The sequence below is a fragment of the Microbacterium sp. LTA6 genome, assembly GCF_045690355.1.
In the GTDB taxonomy this organism is placed as follows: domain Bacteria; phylum Actinomycetota; class Actinomycetes; order Actinomycetales; family Microbacteriaceae; genus Microbacterium.
In genome coordinates, this window is record NZ_CP147855.1 from 2,580,143 (window position 1) to 2,595,443 (window position 15,301).

Below are 15,301 nucleotides of genomic sequence, written 5' to 3' on the forward strand. Positions count from 1 at the left end.
GGGAGGTCAGCGCGCGGTCCGGGGCCGTGCCCGAACGCGATCGGTGGGCGCCGCCCCGCGCTGCATGCGCGTCGACGCGATGGGAACCAGTCGAATGGGAGAGGCCGTCGGCAGTCGCAGTGCTGTCATCACGTGCTCCAATGGGAGGCCTGGGAATTGATCGGCTCGTGACTGAAAATTATTGGTTCGCCAAAGGAGCGTCAATTTGCCTTTTGGCGCAGGAATGGATGCGTTCAGCAGACCTTCGGCCAGTTTTTGCATCGGATCCAATATTTAGTTCCGGACTCGGGCATACTTCCTTTCCGCGGTATCCGCAGGCTCGCAGCGAGGCAGATGCGGACGCATCCTAGGATTGCCATGATGAGCGAGATGACGGCACCCGCGGCGGCGACCGCCCCCTGGTGGCACCGGTTCGTGTTCAACTCCCTCGTCTGGGGATTCCTTCTCCTGCTGGCCGCAACGGCGCTGACTCTGGGGACCGGCGACCTCGACATCGTGCAGCTCGTGCTCATGCTCGTCGCTGGTTGGTGCTTCGGTTTCGCCTTCGTGAACGCCACGGATCGGATGCCGCGCAACGGCGCGGTGCTGCACATCGCGGTGGCCGTGGTCCTGGGTGCGCTGATGATCTTCGTCACCGAGTACGGAGGGCGGCTGATCGAGCCGCTTCCTGATCCGGTACGCGGGGTCTTCGTCGTCCTCTGGATGGCGACGATCCCCGCGACAGGGTGGATCTGGCTGGGTCTCCTCGGCCGGATCACCGACGCGTTCACCCGCCGCCAGCGCAAGAACGCTCCGGTGCGCGTCACCCCGGAATGGGAACGCGACGAGCGAGGCGACGGCTCGTTCGTGCGGTTCCCCGCCATCGAGATGCGGCTGCGGCAGCTCACCGTCGCCATCGTCGCGATCGTGGTCGTCGTCGGCGCGCTGGCCGTGGTACTCCTGATCGCCCTCGGCGACGTCGTGCTCAACCTCGGCCCGCGGATGCTGATCGTCTTCCTCGGCCTGGTCCTCGGCCTTCCTTCCTATCTGATTCTGACCGCGGTGCTCCGGCGGGGGACAGAGCAGTGCACCGTCGCGTTCGGCAACGACGAGGTCCGGATTAGCGTCGGGTCCGTGGCATCCGTCATCCGGCACCCCGACCTCGAGTACCTGCGCTGGCGCGGCCGCAGCGACTACGCCAGGGTCGAGATCCGCGGGGCCGGCGTCGATCTGTCGCTCTTCACGGGCATCGCCAAAGCGCCTGCGGGTCGGACGGCCGAGCTGCCTCCGCTGCCGAGGCGAGTCTTTCGCCGCCTGGAGCTCGCGGGCTTCGACGTGCACAAGTCGCGCCGCGACGAAGTCATCACTTTCCGCAGGGCGGTCGGAACGCCGGCGGACGAGAAGTATCCTGGTAGGCGGCCGCTACGACAGGAGACCCCGTGATCCTCAGCTTCATCTTCTTCTTGATCCTCTTCCTCGGAGGCATCTGGCTCATGGGTCTTGCGCAGTCGCTCGAAGACTTCCAGGCGATCGTCTTCGTCGCGGGCCTGCTCATCATGTGCCTCTCGCTCGCCTTCATGATGCGCCAGCGCGGATCGGCGACGCGCCGCTCGAACAACTGGTCGGGCAACGCCGCCGAGTAACGACCTCCCGTCGTCAGCGCCGCCTGGCGAGGCGCGCGTCGAGGTTCGCCTTCACAGCCGGCCATTCCGGCTCGATGATCGAGAACTCGACGCTGTCGCGCAGTGCGCCGTTCCGGTAGCGGCTCATGGCACGCATCACCCCGTCCTGCTTCGCGCCGAGACGTTCGATCGCTGCGCGCGACTGGAAGTTCACCCACTGCGTGGTGAGTCCGACCCGGAATACGCCCAGCGTCTCGAACGCGTGCTGCAGCAGCAGCAACTTCGACTCGGCATTCGTGCCGGTTCCGTGCGCCGATGGACGATTCCAGGTGTAGCCGATGTGCAGCCGGGGCACGTCGGGGTCGAGGTCGTAGAACGTCGTCATCCCGATCACCCGTCCCGCGGTGTCGAATGCCGTGAACGGCACCATCTCGTGCTTCTCGCTCAGGGCGAGGCGGCGCTCGATCTCGGCGGCGACCCCGTCCGGTGACGGGACCGAGGTGTACCACGCGGTCTGCCAGAGATCGCCCTCCTCGACGGCTTCGATCAGCTCGTCGCGATGTGCGCGCTCGAGCGGGCGGAGTTCGACCAAACGGCCGGTGAGGGTGACGGGGGAGGGATCGACGAGGAAGGCCATGGATTCATTCAACCAGCGCCGAGCCGTCCGACCCGCGCGGTAGCGTTGCCCCATGAAGACAGTGCCGTTCGGATCGACCACCGCCCCCGCCGTCATCGCCGGAATGATGCGCATCACCGACAAGACCGACGCCCAGATCCGGGAACTCTACGACACCGCCCGTGTTGCCGGCATCGACTTCTTCGATCACGCCGACATCTACGGCGGCAGCATGCACGCCTGCGAGGCGCGGTTCGGGGATGCCTTGCAGCTGAGCGCTGCCGAGCGCGCCGAGATCGTCCTGCAGACGAAGTGCGGGATCGTGCCGGCGCAGGGCATGTTCGACTTCTCCTACGAACACATCGTCACTCAGGTCGAGGGATCGCTGCGGGCGTTGCGCACAGACTTCATCGACGTGCTTCTGCTGCACCGACCCGACGCGCTCGTCGAGCCGGACGAGGTCGCCCGAGCCTTCGACGAACTCGAGGCCGCCGGCAAGGTGCGCGCCTTCGGCGTCTCCAACCACACCCCGCGACAGATCGATCTGCTGCGCACGGCCGTGCGGCAGCCGCTCGTCGCCAACCAGCTGCAGCTGTCGATCACGCATGCGCCGATCATCGCGCAGCCGGTCGCTGCGAACATGGCCGCCGAGGAGCAGAGCGTCGGACGCGACGGCGGCGGCATCGTCGACTACTGCCGCATCAACGGCATCACGATCCAGGCATGGTCACCGTTCCAGGGCGGGTTCTTCACCGGTGTGTTCCTCGGAAACCCGGAGTACGCCGAACTCAACGCCGTCATCGACCGGCTCGCGGCGTCGTACGGCGTGACTCCGATCGCGATCGCCACAGCATGGATCACTCGGCACCCCGCGAACATGCAGGTCGTGCTCGGGACGACCACGCCGGAACGGGTGCGCGATGCCGCGGCCGGCGCAGACATCACCCTGACCCGCCCGGAATGGTACGAGTTGTTCCGGGCCGCCGGTCACCTGCTGCCATGACCGACGCCGTTCGGCCGGTTCGGGGACCCGAACTGTCGTCTACCCTGTAGCCATGCCGTTCCTGTTCTCGATGCTCGTCGTCGCGCTGATGATCGGCGCGCTGATCGACATCATCACCCGCGACGATTCGCAGGTGAAGTATCTGCCGAAGATGGTGTGGATCATCATCGTGATCCTGCTGCCGCTGATCGGCAGTATCCTCTGGTTCGCGATCGGACGGGAGTACGGCGAATCGGGAATCGCCATTCCGCGGATGCGCAGGGCCGCGCGCCCCGCACAGACGGATGTGCGACCGGCGCCTGCCGCCCCCGTCGACACGCGCACGACAGAGCAGCAGATCGCCGACCTCGACCGCGAGATCGAGGAGTGGCGCCTGCGCCAGGAGGTCGAGAAGAGAAAGCGCGAGGACGGCGGCTCTCCGGCCGGCACGGAGACCCAGCCGGGCTAGGCAGCGCCTTCGATTCCGAAGGACTCGCGGATCGCGGGCTCCAGCGTCGGGTAGCGGAACTCGAATCCCGCGTGGGTGAGCTTCTCCGGCAGCACCCAACGGCTCTTCAGGATCAGCTCGGTCTCGGTGCGGATACCGATGGCGCCGAGCTCAAGCATCCAGCGCGGCATCGGCGGTCCGAACCTGACTCCAAGAACTCGGCGCACCGTCGCCATGAACTCGTTGTTGTCGACGGGATGCGGTGCAGCCGCATTGACCGGGCCGTCGAGCGATGGCGTCTGTTCGAGGAAGTCGATGATGCGCGCCACATCCTCCACGTGCACCCAGCTGAAGCGCTGCGTTCCTCGGCGGGCGCCGGGAAAGTGGCCGGTACCGGCCGCACGGCGCCGCCTGCTCACCGGCCATCCGCCGTCGTACTGCGCACCGCCGAGGCCACGCCTTGCCAGGTTCTGCACCGGGCCGAGCACGCCGCCGTGGCCGAGTACGATCGTGCTCCGCAGTGCGACCCGGCGCGTGTGCGGGAGTGCGTCGGCGAACAGCGCGCGCTCCCAGGCCTTTGCGACCTCGACCGAGAATCCCGAGCCGAGCTCGCCGGTCGACTCGGTCATCGGGCGGTCCTCCGCGTGACGGTAGATCGTCGCCGTGGAGGAATTCACCCAGAGCGCCGGCGGCTTCTCGGACGCGGCGATCGCCTGGCTGAGCGATGAGGTGGTGTCGAGCCGTGAGCGGAAGATCTCGGCCCGGTTCTCGAGGGTGTAGCGGCAGTTGACGCTCTTGCCGGCGAGTCCGATCACCAGTGCCGCGCCGTCGACGGCGCTGTTGATCCCGGCCTGGTCGCCCCAGCGCAGATCGGCGCCGGTGCGGGAGATCGTGACGACCTCGCGACCCGCTGCGCGCAGGCGCGGGAGCAGGTACTGGCCCATGAACCCGGTCGATCCGCCGATCACCACTCTGCCTGCGCTCACGCGGTTGCCTCCTCGATCGAATAGGTGAAATCGCCGCTGTACTCGTACACCCGGCCGAGGACGGGGGCGGTGACGGTGAGCTCGACGATCTGACGTGCGAGAACGTCATCGAAGCGCTCGGTGAGGCGAATGACGGGGGACAGCAACCGCGGCAGGCGGATCCGCAGTCGACGGAGCCGGATGCCGACCGCACGGCGGGTAAGGATGAGGGACCCGTCACGGACGTCGACGTCGAAGCACGCCGCGATCAGACCCGGTTCGCCGAGCTCATCGACGACGCGCCCGTGGCGCGTGAGCGCGACGGCATCCCTCATCGTCCACGAACCGCGGGCGAGGTGGAACGCGCGCTCGCCGATCGCCCGGGAGGCGATGGTGCGATTCTCGACCCGGAACGGCACATCGCTTTCCCAGCACGCGACGACGACGCCGCGCTGCTCCAGCGGGCGCAGGAACGGCCACAGCCACCGGCGTGGAGTGCCGATGCGGTGGAGCACGCCTTCTCCGATGCCGACGCTGCCGTCCGGGATCGCGTGGAAGTACGTGCGCAGCGCCGGGTGCAGCTCGTGGATGCGGTCGCCGAGCGCCCTGGCGTAGGGGGACTGCGAAGGCGGCACCCTTCGAGACTAGCTTTCCGGCGGACGCAGCAGCCGTTCGAGAAGCTCGAGGGCGTCCTGCTGCGGGACGGTGTCATCCAGGAGCCACTGCGTCTGCAGGCCGTCGGATGCGGCGACCACGAGCGCAGCCACGGCCGCCGGGTCGACGTCCGTGCGGATGCGCCCGGTGCGCTGCTGCGCGATGACCCGCTTGACGAGGTCGGCCCGCACTTCGGTGAAGCGCTCGGTGGCGAACTCGCGAGCGGCGGGGTGGCCCTCCTCCAACGCCGCGGCGACGAGGGACGAATACAGCTGCACGAGACCGGGGACGGCGCGGTTCGCCTTCGCCGAGTGGATCATGATCTCGACGGGGGTCGGCGCGATCTTCGGCCGCGGGCCGGGGGAGGGGCGCTCGGAGGCTGCGCGGTACACGGCGACGAGGAGCTCCTCGAGAGAGCCGAAGTAGTGGGTGAGGGCGGCGTGCGTGACGCCGACCTCCTTGGCGATCGATCGGAGGCTGGTGCGATCCGCACCGCGGGCCGCGAACACCTCGATGGCACGGTCGAGGATCTCCTGCCGTCGGGCGACACCCTTGGCGTAGGTGCCGCGCGGACGCGGCGATTCGGAGTCGTCGGACATGGGTGAAGCCTAGCCGAAGGAAAACCTCCAGCCGGAGGTATTTGTGATAGCGTGCCTCGTATCGCGGGCGCACACATGCGCTTCCACGCGTCGCCGACGACACAGAAGGAGCCCCACCGATGACGGTTCAGACATCCATCCAGTTGTTCACGATCAGGGATCACCTGGAATCCGACCTCGAGGGCGCCCTCGCCGAGATCGCGAAGCGCGGCTTCACCACGGTCGAGCCCTACGACTTCGTGCGCCGGGCCGAGCCGCTCGCGGCAGCCCTCGCGACGGCGGGCCTCACCGCCCCGAGCGGCCACGCATTCCTCGCTTCCCCGTCGTTCGTCAACCCGGACGGCACCGGGACCGACAATGCAGTGCCGACTCCCGCTGTGGTGTTCGCGGCAGCGAAGGTCCTGGGGATGACCACGGTCATCGAGCCCTACGTCGAGCCTGCACGCTGGACGTCCGTCGAGCAGATCGAAGAGACTGCTCGCCTGCTCAATGAGGCCGCTGAGATCGGCGCACCGCTCGGCATCCGCGTCGGCTACCACAACCACGCTCACGAGCTCGAAGCCGTGTTCGACGGAGTGACCGGGCTCGAGGTGCTGGCCGGTTTCCTCGACGAGCGCGTCGTTCTCGAAGTCGACCTGTACTGGGTGGCGCGTTCCGGCCAGGACCCGGTGGCGCTGGTGCAGCGCCTCGGCAACCGCGTCATCGCGGTGCACGCGAAGGACGGCACGCTCGCCCCTGAGGCGGTCCAGGCGTACCCGCCCGCCGATCAGGTTGCCGCCGGTGACGGCGTCGTTCCGCTCGTCGAGGCGATCAAGGCCGCGCCCGCGCTCGAGCTCGCGATCGTCGAGTTCGACCACTACGAGGGAGACCTGTTCGACGCCGTCGAGCGCAGCCGCGTCTACCTCGAAGAGAAGGTGGCCGGCTGATGGCGTCGAGCAACGGACCCGTCGGCGTCGGCATCATCGGCGCGGGCAATATCAGTGACCAGTACCTGAGCAACCTCACCACGTTCCCGGACGTGCGCGTGCTCGCCGTCGCGGACATCGTCGAAGAGCGCGCACGAGCACAGGCCGAAAAGTACGGAGTGCCCCGTGCCGGCGGCGTCGACGTGGTGCTCGACGATCCCGAGATCGAGATCGTCGTGAACCTGACCATTCCGGCGACCCACGTCGAGGTATCCCTCGCGATCCTGGCGGCCGGCAAGCACGTGTGGACCGAGAAGCCGATCGGCGTGAGCCGCGAGGAGTCGCGTCGACTGCTGGAGGCGGCGGATGCCGCCGGCCTCCGCGTAGGAGTGGCGCCGGATACCGTGCTCGGGCCCGGCGTGCAGACCGCGAAGCGTGTGATCGCCCGTGGAGACATCGGTCGGCCGCTGTTCGCCCAGACCACGTTCCAGTGGGGCGGCCCTGAGGTCTTCCACCCGAACCCGGCGTTCCTGTACGCGAAGGGCGCTGGACCGCTGCTCGACATGGGGCCGTACTACGTCTCCACGCTCGTGCACGTCTTCGGCCCGGTCGCAACGGTCGCGGCTCTCGGCCTGCAGGGAACTCCGACCCGCCGCGTGCAGGTCGGCGATCTCGCCGGCCAGGAGTTCCCCGTCGAGATCCCGTCGACGCTGAGCGTGCTGATGGGCTTCGAGGGCGGCGGTCAGGGGCAGAGCATGTACAGCACCGACTCTCCGCTGGCGCGGCAGGGCATCGTCGAGATCACCGGCACCGAGGGGACGCTGGTCATTCCCGATCCGAACATGTTCGGCGGCGCGATCTCGATCATCCGCGGCGATCAGGTGGTCGTCGATGTCGCACAGGAGGGCGTGCTGTCCGGTCGTGGAGTCGGCCTGCTCGACATGGTGCGCTCGATCGCCGCCGATCGTCCTCACGTCGCGACGGGCGAGTTCGGCTATCACGTGCTCGACACGCTGCTTTCGATCGAGGAGGCTGCGGAGTCCCGCAGCTTCGTCGCCGTCGAGAGCACCCTCGGCGAGGTGGGCGCGATCGCCGCCGACTTCGACCCGTTCGCCGCAACGCTCTGAGAGCGGATCGCCCTGGCGGCGGAGACGCGATCAGCGCGTCTTCGCCGCCACGTGGCGGTCGACGTTCACCGGTGAGAGAACTTCGCGGGCGACCATGATGGCCGCCCCCAGCACAGCGGCGCGGTCGCCGGCCTGAGACTGCACGATCGCGAGATGCTGAGTGGCCAGAGGGATCGAGCGCCGGTAGACGACCTCGCGGACCCCGGCCAGCAGGTGTTCGCCCGCGCGGGCGATGCTTCCACCGAGCACGATGATCGAGGGGTTCAGGAGATTGACGACGGTGGCGAGCACTTCACCGACATCGCGTCCGGCCTGACGGGTCGCCTCGATCGCGGCCGCATTGCCCGCGCGCACGAGGTCGACCACATCGGAGGCGCTCTGCGCCTCGTGACCGTCGGCGCGCAGCGCGATCGCCAGTGCAGAGCCACTGGCGAGGGCCTCCAGGTCGCGCTCGTCGCCTGGTTCGCGCGTCGATCCGGCGCCGGTCGGCACCTGGACGTGACCCATGTCGCCCGCGGACCCCTGGGCGCCGCGCTGCAGCTGGCCGCCGGCGATGATGCCCGCGCCGATGCCGGTGGAGACCTTGACGAAGATGAGGTCGTCGACATGGGGCCAACTCGTCGCCTGCTCGCCGAGAGCGAGGATGTTGACGTCGTTGTCGACGAGAACCGGAACGTCGAAGGTCCGCTGCACGTAGCCGGGAACATCGAAACGATCCCATCCGGGCATGATCGGGGGATTGGTCGGTCGTCCGGTGGAGTGCTCCACCGGACCGGGAACGCCGATGCCCACGCCGAGCAGGGGGAGTCCGGTGGCGGTCGGCGTCTCGAGGAGTTCCGTGCTGTCCGCGAGGATCGTGCCGAGCAGCTTCTCCGGCCCGTCGGCGATGTCGATCGTGCGCGTTCGCGCGTCGAGGATGATGCCGGCGAGGTCCGCGACCGCGACGGTCGCGTGCGTCGCGCCGAGATCCACAGCGATCACGACTCCGGCCCGCGGGTTGAAGGCGACGCGGGCCGGTGGGCGTCCACCGGTGGACGCCGCCTCGCCGGCTGGGCGCAGAAGGTCCGCCGCGAGGAGGGCGTCGATGCGCAGCGCAACCGTCGACCGGGCGAGACCGGTCAGAGTGGCGAGTTCAGCCTTCGTGCGGGCATGCCCGTCGCGCAGGATCTGGAAGATCTCACCCGTGCCCGGGGTCGTCGCCGGGACCGGCCGCAGTACGTCAACCATTGCGTCAGTAAACCACAGCCTTCTACCTCTCCGGTGATTGACTTCAAATTAGGGACAGGCAACTTTTGACGATGGACTAGCAAAAGATGTCGAACCTGTGTCAGACTCCCCTCATGACAACGGATGTCACTGACACCGGACTCGGGACGATCCGAGCCGGCATCCTCGGAGGAGGATTCATGGCGCGGGTGCATCGCACCGCATCGCGCGACGCCGGGGGCGAACTCCGCGCCGTGGCGACCAGCTCCGCGAGGGGAGGACGTGCAGCTGCGGCCGCCTTGGGCGCCGAGCGCGCAGAGGCCGACGCCGATGCCCTTCTCGATGCGTCGGACATCGACGTGGTGCACGTCTGCACCCCCAACACCACGCACGCCGACCTGGCGCTGCGCGCTCTTGCTGCGGGCAAGCACGTCGTCTGCGAGAAGCCGCTCGCCACGAGTGCCGCCGATGCGAAGCATCTCGCGGATGCCGCCGAGGCACGGGGGCTTGTGGGAGCAGTGCCGTTCATCTACCGCTACCACCCGATGGTCCGCGAGGCTCGGGCACGGCTGAGGCGAGGCGATGCGGGAGACCTGCTCACTCTCGACTGCTCGTATCTGCAGGACTGGATGCTGCTGCCGACCGACGACGACTGGCGCGCACAGTCCGCGTCCGGCGGGGCATCTCGAGCGTTCGCCGACATCGGCTCGCACCTGTGCGACCTCATCGAGTTCGTCATCGGCGAGCGGATCCGCTCGCTGAGCGCTCGGACGCGCCGCGTGTTCTCTGAGCGCGCCGGCCGAGAGGTCGACACCGAGGACATCGTCGCCGTGCTCGTCGAGACCGAATCCGGGGCCCTCGGCACCCTGCTGATCTCACAGATGGCAGCCGGCCGGAAGAACGCCCTCACGCTCGAACTGCATGGTTCTCGGCAGACCCTGCGCTTCGAGCAGGAGCGACCGGAGGAACTCTGGGTCGGCGCGCGCGAAGAGTCCCGACTGCTGCTCCGCGACCCCGCCACGGCAGAGCCCGATTCGGCGCGACTCCAGCGTGTTCCCGCCGGGCATGCGATGGGGTATCAGGACGCCTTCAACGGATTCATGGCGGACGTCTACGCCACGATCGGAGGAGCAGAGCCGGACGGCCTCCCGACGTTCGCGGACGGGTATCGATCCGCCGTGCTGACAGAAGCGGTGCTCGACTCGGCCGCGCACGACGGCCGCTGGGTGCAGCTCTCCGAACAGGACCATGTCGAACGAGTGGAGGTGCAGGCATGACCGCGACCACGACGCCGCCGGTACTGGCCGTGCAGGGTGTTCGCAAGTCTTTCTTCGGCGTCGAGGTGCTGAAGGGCATCGACTTCGACGTCCGCCCCGGCGAGGTGCACGGCCTCGTGGGAGAGAACGGTGCGGGCAAGTCCACGCTCATGAAGATCATCGCCGGGGTGCAGCCGGCTGATGAGGGCACGGTCACGTATCTCGGCGAAGAAGTGCACCACGCGCACCCCCGTCAGGCGATGGATGCCGGCATCGTGACGGTCTTCCAGGAGTTCACTCTCCTCCCCGAGCGCACGGTCGCGCAGAACGTCTACCTCGGGCGCGAGCCCCGCAGGGCCGGGTTCGTCGATGCCAAGGCGATGAACGGTCGCACCGGACAGCTCCTCGCCGATCTCGGCGTCTCGTTCATCGATCCGCAGGCCCGCGTGGGCTCCCTCACCGTCGCTGAGCAGCAGATCGTCGAGATCGTGAAGGCGTTGTCGTTCGACGCCAAGATCATCTCGATGGACGAGCCGACGGCCGCGTTGAGCGACCACGAGGTCGAGCTGCTCTACGCCATCATCCGCAAGCTCACGTCCCGCGGCGTCGCCGTCATCTACGTCTCGCACCGTCTGAAGGAGATCTTCGACCTCTGCGACCGCATCACGATCCTCAAGGACGGGGCGCTCGTCTCGACCGACGACACCGGAGCGCTCACGACCGACGAGCTCGTGCGCCGGATGGTCGGCCGTTCGATCCAGTCCTACTTCCCGGATGCGGTCGCGGGTACGACCGTCGGTGAGCCGCGACTCGAGCTCGAGAGCTGCGGCAACGCCTTCGTCGACGGCGTGTCCCTCACGCTCCGCGCCGGTGAGATCGTCGGCGTCGCGGGCCTGCAGGGATCGGGACGCACGGAGCTCGTGGAGGGCGTGTTCGGCATCCAGGGCTTCGCCCGCGGCTCGATGCGCATCGACGGGAAGCCCGTCCGGATCACCAGCGCCCGCGCAGCCGTCCGTGTCGGACTCGCGCTCGTCTCGGAGGATAGGAAGGCGCAGGGGCTCGCGCTCGGTCAGTCCGTGCTCGACAACGCTCTGCTCGTCGTCCGCAGCGTGTTCTCCGGACGCACGTCGTCATCGCGTCGAGAGGTACCGGGTGTGCTCAGCTCGCTTGAGATCAGCTCGCGTGGAATCGACCAGGAGGTGCGTTTCCTCTCCGGCGGCAACCAGCAGAAGGTCGTGCTCGCGAAGTGGCTGCTCACCCAGCCCCAGATCGTGCTCTTCGACGAGCCGACCCGGGGCATCGACGTCGGCGCGAAGTACGCCGTCTACCAGCTCATGCGCGAACTCGCCGCACAGGGCAAGGCGGTGCTTATGGTCTCCAGTGAACTCCCGGAGGTGATCGGCATGAGCGACCGGATCCTGGTCATGCACGACGGCGAGCTCGTCGCCGAACTCCCCGCCGGTTCCGCCGAGCACGAGATCCTCATCGCGGCGACCGGCGCGTCGCATACCGACGCATCCACGGAAGGAGGCGTCCGGTGAAGCGTCTGCGCATCGACTCCACGATCATCGTCCTGGGCATCCTGATCCTCACGCTCATCATCGGTGCCGTCCTCGTCGGCACCGTCGGCCGGAACTTCCTCAGCCCGGGCAACATCCGCGACATCCTCACGGGAATGAGCGTGCTGGGTCTCGTCGCAATCGGGCAGACACTCGTCGTGCTCGGCGCATCGCTCGACCTCTCCGTCACGTACGTCATCAGTCTTTCGAGCCTGCTGGCAGCCACGATCATGAACGGCAACCCGGGGAATATCCCCGCGGCGGTCGCCGTCACCCTGCTCATCTGCGCCGCCATCGGTCTCGTCAACGGACTGATCGTCACGGTGCTGAAGGTGAACGGCTTCATCGCCACGCTCGGCGTCGGGCTCATCCTGCAGGGCATCCTGAACACCAACTTCGAGGGGTCTGCGGGCAGCGTGCCGTGGGAGTTCCAGCTCATCGGAGCGACGGGCGTCGGTCCCGTGCCGGTCTCGACCATTATCATGATCGCGATGGCAGTGCTCGTCTGGTTCCTGCTGAACCGGACGCGCACCGGCGCGCACCTGTACGCGGTCGGCGGTGATCCGGAGATCGCGCGCCTGTCCGGTGTCCGCACCCGTCCGCCGCTCATCGCGGCTCATGTGCTGTGCTCGGTGTTCGCCGGTCTCGCGGGCCTCTTGCTCGCCAGCCGGCTCGGCGTCGGAAGTCCCACCGTGGGTCAGCAGGGCGGGTACGCGCTCCTCTCGATCGCCGCGGTGGTGCTCGGCGGAACGCTGCTCCTGGGCGGACGCGGTTCGATCTGGGGCACGATCGGCGGCGTGGCCATCCTCGCCGTGGTCGACAGCGTCATGAGCGTCATGCAGGTGAACCCGTTCCTGAAGGACGTCGTCCGCGGCGTCGTCATCGTCGCAGCCGTCGCCGTCTACAGCCGCCGCGCGATCGTCCGCCGCCGTCCGCGTTTCGGCGCGGGAGGAACGCGCACCGGAGGGGACGACGCCGCGAAGGCGGCCGAACCCGAGATGGCCGCCGCGGCCTCGCAACTCGCCGATACCACTCCCATCGCGGAAGGAGGGCGCGCATGAACGCCCTGCGCACACTCGTGAGCCCTCGGGGAGCCGTGTTCCTGCTGCTCGTGCTCCTGCTCGTGGCAGTCATGATCCTCAACCCGAGCTTCGCCGACCCCGGCCAGCTGATGCGTTTCATCCAGCGGGTCGCACCGATCGCCATCGTCGCCATCGGGCAGTACTTCGTGATCATCGCGGGGGAGTTCGACCTGTCGCAGGGTTCGCTCATCACAGCGCAGGTGATCATCGCCGGCAATCTCGTCGGACAGGATGACTCGCGCACCGTGCCCGTGCTCCTGCTCATGATCGTCGTCGGCGCCGCCGTCGGCCTCGTCAACGGCGTGATCACGACACTGCTCAAGGTGCCTTCGTTCATCGTCACGCTCGGCATGATGCTCGCCCTGCTCGGCGGCGTGATGTGGTGGACGGGTGGGGCTGCCACCGGGAACCCGGCCGACAGCTTCCGCGAGATCGGCCGCGGCGGCATCCGAGACGTCCCGTTCCTTGAGTTCATCCCCTGGGCGGTGTTCATCCTGATCGGATGGCTCGCGCTCGGCATCTGGATCACGAAGCGTCCCCTGGGGAAGCTGCTCATCTCCGTCGGAGACAACGCCAGCGCCGTCGACTACGCGGGTGCGCGCAGCGCGTGGGTCACGACACGTGCCTTCATGATCTCCTCGTTGTCGGCGACGCTGTCGGCCGTGCTGCTCGTCGGCTACGCCGGTGTGCACCCCTCGGTCGGTCGGGGATACGAGTTCGTGGCGATCACCGCGGTCGTACTCGGTGGCGTCGTGCTCGGCGGTGGCCGCGGCTGGATCGTCGCCGCTGCAGCCGGCGCATTCGCGCTCGAAGCGCTCTTCATGCTGCTCAACATCGCCGGCGTCCCCTCGACGCTCCGCGACGCCGTCCAAGGCGTCATCATCATCGCTGCCGTCGCCTACTCCGCCGTCGCCTTCCGGGCCCGGCGCAAGCGAGGCCCACACTCTTCTCCCGACCAGGGGAAGGAGCCGGACGCCCCCCTTGGCGACTCGGCTCGACCGTCCGCATCACCCGCCCTCGCCTCCGGGGGCCACACAGAAACCAGAGGAGATTAGCAATGCGACGATCAATGAAGATCGCCACCGCAGGGGTGGCTCTCTTCGGCCTCATCGCGCTCGCCGGGTGTACGACAGACCCGTCCGTCGCGCCGGCCGAGTCCGACAGTCCCGAGGAGTCGGCCGAGACGACCGAGTGGTTCGATCAGGAGCTCTTCGACAAGCAGAACGAGGAACGCGGCGTGGAGCCGGAGGGGCCGGCCGAAGAGCCGTACCTGCAGTACATCAATGCCGAGATGGTCGACACGGCCGAGTACGCGAGCGAAGGAGCCAAGAAGGCGTGCTTCGCGAACGCCTCGATCTCCAACCCGTGGCGCCAGACCGGCTGGATCACGATGAACGAGCAGCTGAAGGCGCTGCAGGCCGATGGCGCGATCAGCGAGATGGAGACCCGCGACGCGCAGGACTCCGATGACACGCAGATCGCCGACATCGACTACTTCATCTCGGAGGGCAACTGCGACGTCTTCCTCATCTCGCCGAACAGCACAGCGGCGATGACTCCGGCGGTCGAGCGGGCGTGCGAGACGGGCAAGCCCGTCATCGTGTTCGATCGCGGAGTGAACACCGACTGCCCGGTCACGTTCATCCACCCCATCGGCGGCTTCGCGTGGGGCATCGACACGGCCGAGTTCCTCATCGACAACCTGAAGGAGGGCGACAAGGTCGTGGCGCTGCGGGTCCTCCCGGGCGTCGACGTGCTCGAGCACCGCTGGGCAGCAGCCGAGAAGCTCTTCGACGAGGCAGGGATCGAGGCCGTGGACTACTTCACGGGCGCCGACCCCGCTGAGATCAAGAGCATCATCACCGACGAGCTGGCGAAGGGCGACGTGCAGGGTATCTGGATGGACGCCGGTGACGGTGCCGTCGCCGCCATCGAGGCGTTCGAGGATGCCGGAGCGGACTACCCGGTCATGACCGGTGAGGATGAGATGAGCTTCCTCCGCAAGTGGAAGGACACGGGTCTCACGGGGCTTGCGCCGGTCTACTCCAACTTCCAGTGGCGCACGCCGCTCCTCGCCGCGCAGAAGATCTTCGCCGGTGAAGAGGTGCCGAAGGAGTGGGTGCTGCCGCAGAAGCCGATCACCGAGGGTGAGCTCGACCAGTACCTCAAGGCCAACGACGGCATGCCCGACGGCCACTACGCCAAGTTCGGCGGGGAGAACCTCCCGGGATACCCCACCGTCTGGCAGGAACGACAGATCCCGTAACCTGACGGGACGCGTGTGCGGGCGTTTCGTCTCGC

16 protein-coding genes are annotated in these 15,301 nt (G+C 67.8%); 11 read left to right on the forward strand and 5 right to left on the reverse strand.

Features of this window, described 5'->3' with window-relative positions:
• Positions 1-360: 360 nt before the first annotated feature.
• Both LTA6_RS12160 and LTA6_RS12165 read left to right on the forward strand, forming a co-directional pair.
• Positions 361-1,422: a hypothetical protein gene (locus LTA6_RS12160; RefSeq protein ID WP_407357927.1), complete on the forward strand. Its 1,062-nt coding sequence runs from the start codon at positions 361-363 to the stop codon at positions 1,420-1,422.
• The gene (locus LTA6_RS12165) at positions 1,419-1,622 is read left to right on the forward strand and encodes a hypothetical protein (RefSeq protein WP_363548136.1); all 204 of its coding nucleotides are present in this window, start codon (positions 1,419-1,421) and stop codon (positions 1,620-1,622) included. Before LTA6_RS12160 ends, LTA6_RS12165 begins: the two co-directional genes overlap by 4 nt.
• A gap of 13 nt (positions 1,623-1,635) precedes the next feature.
• Here the strand turns inward: LTA6_RS12165 and LTA6_RS12170 are convergent, their stop codons facing one another.
• Entirely contained in the window at positions 1,636-2,238 is a 603-nt protein-coding gene (locus tag LTA6_RS12170; protein ID WP_341974022.1) for a GNAT family protein, read from the reverse strand.
• A gap of 52 nt (positions 2,239-2,290) precedes the next feature.
• On the opposite strand from LTA6_RS12170, the gene LTA6_RS12175 reads away from it, so the two are divergent.
• Positions 2,291-3,220, forward strand: a complete 930-nt coding sequence (locus tag LTA6_RS12175; protein ID WP_407357928.1) for an aldo/keto reductase family oxidoreductase — start codon at positions 2,291-2,293, stop codon at positions 3,218-3,220.
• Between the two features lie 52 nt (positions 3,221-3,272).
• Complete coding sequence (locus LTA6_RS12180; RefSeq protein ID WP_407357929.1) at positions 3,273-3,668, forward strand: PLDc N-terminal domain-containing protein; 396 nt, start codon at positions 3,273-3,275, stop codon at positions 3,666-3,668.
• Here LTA6_RS12180 and LTA6_RS12185 read toward each other — a convergent pair.
• From LTA6_RS12185 to LTA6_RS12195, 3 genes are read right to left on the reverse strand one after another with little or no spacing between them, the layout of a single operon-like run.
• Positions 3,665-4,633, reverse strand: coding sequence for an epimerase (locus tag LTA6_RS12185; protein WP_407357930.1), 969 nt, complete (start codon positions 4,631-4,633; stop codon positions 3,665-3,667). The genes LTA6_RS12180 and LTA6_RS12185 overlap by 4 nt on opposite strands.
• Complete coding sequence (locus tag LTA6_RS12190) at positions 4,630-5,247, reverse strand: DUF4166 domain-containing protein (protein ID WP_407357931.1); 618 nt, start codon at positions 5,245-5,247, stop codon at positions 4,630-4,632. The genes LTA6_RS12185 and LTA6_RS12190 overlap by 4 nt, the downstream gene beginning before the upstream one ends.
• 9 nt (positions 5,248-5,256) lie before the next feature.
• Positions 5,257-5,865 carry a TetR/AcrR family transcriptional regulator gene (locus LTA6_RS12195; RefSeq protein ID WP_363548119.1) on the reverse strand — a complete coding sequence of 203 codons (609 nt, stop codon included), beginning with the start codon at positions 5,863-5,865 and terminating at the stop codon, positions 5,257-5,259.
• A gap of 119 nt (positions 5,866-5,984) precedes the next feature.
• Between LTA6_RS12195 and LTA6_RS12200 the strand changes: the two genes are divergently transcribed.
• Both LTA6_RS12200 and LTA6_RS12205 read left to right on the forward strand, forming a co-directional pair.
• A complete protein-coding gene (locus LTA6_RS12200) occupies positions 5,985-6,791 on the forward strand; it encodes a sugar phosphate isomerase/epimerase family protein (protein WP_407357932.1) in 807 nt (268 codons plus the stop codon).
• Positions 6,791-7,897 (forward strand): Gfo/Idh/MocA family oxidoreductase, encoded by a 1,107-nt coding sequence (locus LTA6_RS12205; RefSeq protein ID WP_341974031.1) that lies wholly within the window; start codon positions 6,791-6,793, stop codon positions 7,895-7,897. The genes LTA6_RS12200 and LTA6_RS12205 overlap by 1 nt, the downstream gene beginning before the upstream one ends.
• A 30-nt stretch (positions 7,898-7,927) precedes the next feature.
• On the opposite strand, the gene LTA6_RS12210 is transcribed toward LTA6_RS12205, so the two are convergent.
• A complete protein-coding gene (locus LTA6_RS12210; protein WP_407357933.1) occupies positions 7,928-9,124 on the reverse strand; it encodes an ROK family protein in 1,197 nt (398 codons plus the stop codon).
• Between the two features lie 113 nt (positions 9,125-9,237).
• On the opposite strand from LTA6_RS12210, the gene LTA6_RS12215 reads away from it, so the two are divergent.
• Genes LTA6_RS12215 through LTA6_RS12235 form a run of 5 tightly spaced genes read left to right on the forward strand, consistent with a single transcriptional unit; the run spans position 9,238 to position 15,266 of the window.
• On the forward strand, positions 9,238-10,380 hold the full coding sequence (locus tag LTA6_RS12215) for a Gfo/Idh/MocA family protein (RefSeq protein ID WP_407357934.1): 1,143 nt from the start codon (positions 9,238-9,240) through the stop codon (positions 10,378-10,380).
• Positions 10,377-11,900, forward strand: a complete 1,524-nt coding sequence (locus LTA6_RS12220) for a sugar ABC transporter ATP-binding protein (RefSeq protein ID WP_407357935.1) — start codon at positions 10,377-10,379, stop codon at positions 11,898-11,900. Before LTA6_RS12215 ends, LTA6_RS12220 begins: the two co-directional genes overlap by 4 nt.
• Positions 11,897-12,979 (forward strand): ABC transporter permease, encoded by a 1,083-nt coding sequence (locus tag LTA6_RS12225; RefSeq protein ID WP_407357936.1) that lies wholly within the window; start codon positions 11,897-11,899, stop codon positions 12,977-12,979. The genes LTA6_RS12220 and LTA6_RS12225 overlap by 4 nt, the downstream gene beginning before the upstream one ends.
• The gene (locus tag LTA6_RS12230) at positions 12,976-14,055 is read left to right on the forward strand and encodes an ABC transporter permease (RefSeq protein ID WP_407357937.1); all 1,080 of its coding nucleotides are present in this window, start codon (positions 12,976-12,978) and stop codon (positions 14,053-14,055) included. Before LTA6_RS12225 ends, LTA6_RS12230 begins: the two co-directional genes overlap by 4 nt.
• A 2-nt stretch (positions 14,056-14,057) precedes the next feature.
• Positions 14,058-15,266 (forward strand): substrate-binding domain-containing protein, encoded by a 1,209-nt coding sequence (locus tag LTA6_RS12235; RefSeq protein WP_407357938.1) that lies wholly within the window; start codon positions 14,058-14,060, stop codon positions 15,264-15,266.
• The last annotated feature ends 35 nt before the right edge of the window (positions 15,267-15,301 follow it).

Excerpts from the sequence above, each read along its gene's own strand:
- LTA6_RS12160 (WP_407357927.1), top strand. The coding sequence starts at position 361 with ATGAGCGAGATGACGGCACCCGCGGCGGCGACCGCCCCCTGGTGGCAC.
- LTA6_RS12170 (WP_341974022.1), bottom strand. The coding sequence starts at position 2,238 with ATGGCCTTCCTCGTCGATCCCTCCCCCGTCACCCTCACCGGCCGTTTG.
- LTA6_RS12175 (WP_407357928.1), top strand. The coding sequence starts at position 2,291 with ATGAAGACAGTGCCGTTCGGATCGACCACCGCCCCCGCCGTCATCGCC.
- LTA6_RS12180 (WP_407357929.1), top strand. The coding sequence starts at position 3,273 with ATGCCGTTCCTGTTCTCGATGCTCGTCGTCGCGCTGATGATCGGCGCG.
- LTA6_RS12195 (WP_363548119.1), bottom strand. The coding sequence starts at position 5,865 with ATGTCCGACGACTCCGAATCGCCGCGTCCGCGCGGCACCTACGCCAAG.
- LTA6_RS12200 (WP_407357932.1), top strand. The coding sequence starts at position 5,985 with ATGACGGTTCAGACATCCATCCAGTTGTTCACGATCAGGGATCACCTG.
- LTA6_RS12205 (WP_341974031.1), top strand. The coding sequence starts at position 6,791 with ATGGCGTCGAGCAACGGACCCGTCGGCGTCGGCATCATCGGCGCGGGC.
- LTA6_RS12210 (WP_407357933.1), bottom strand. The coding sequence starts at position 9,124 with ATGGTTGACGTACTGCGGCCGGTCCCGGCGACGACCCCGGGCACGGGT.
- LTA6_RS12215 (WP_407357934.1), top strand. The coding sequence starts at position 9,238 with ATGACAACGGATGTCACTGACACCGGACTCGGGACGATCCGAGCCGGC.
- LTA6_RS12220 (WP_407357935.1), top strand. The coding sequence starts at position 10,377 with ATGACCGCGACCACGACGCCGCCGGTACTGGCCGTGCAGGGTGTTCGC.
- LTA6_RS12230 (WP_407357937.1), top strand. The coding sequence starts at position 12,976 with ATGAACGCCCTGCGCACACTCGTGAGCCCTCGGGGAGCCGTGTTCCTG.
- LTA6_RS12235 (WP_407357938.1), top strand. The coding sequence starts at position 14,058 with ATGCGACGATCAATGAAGATCGCCACCGCAGGGGTGGCTCTCTTCGGC.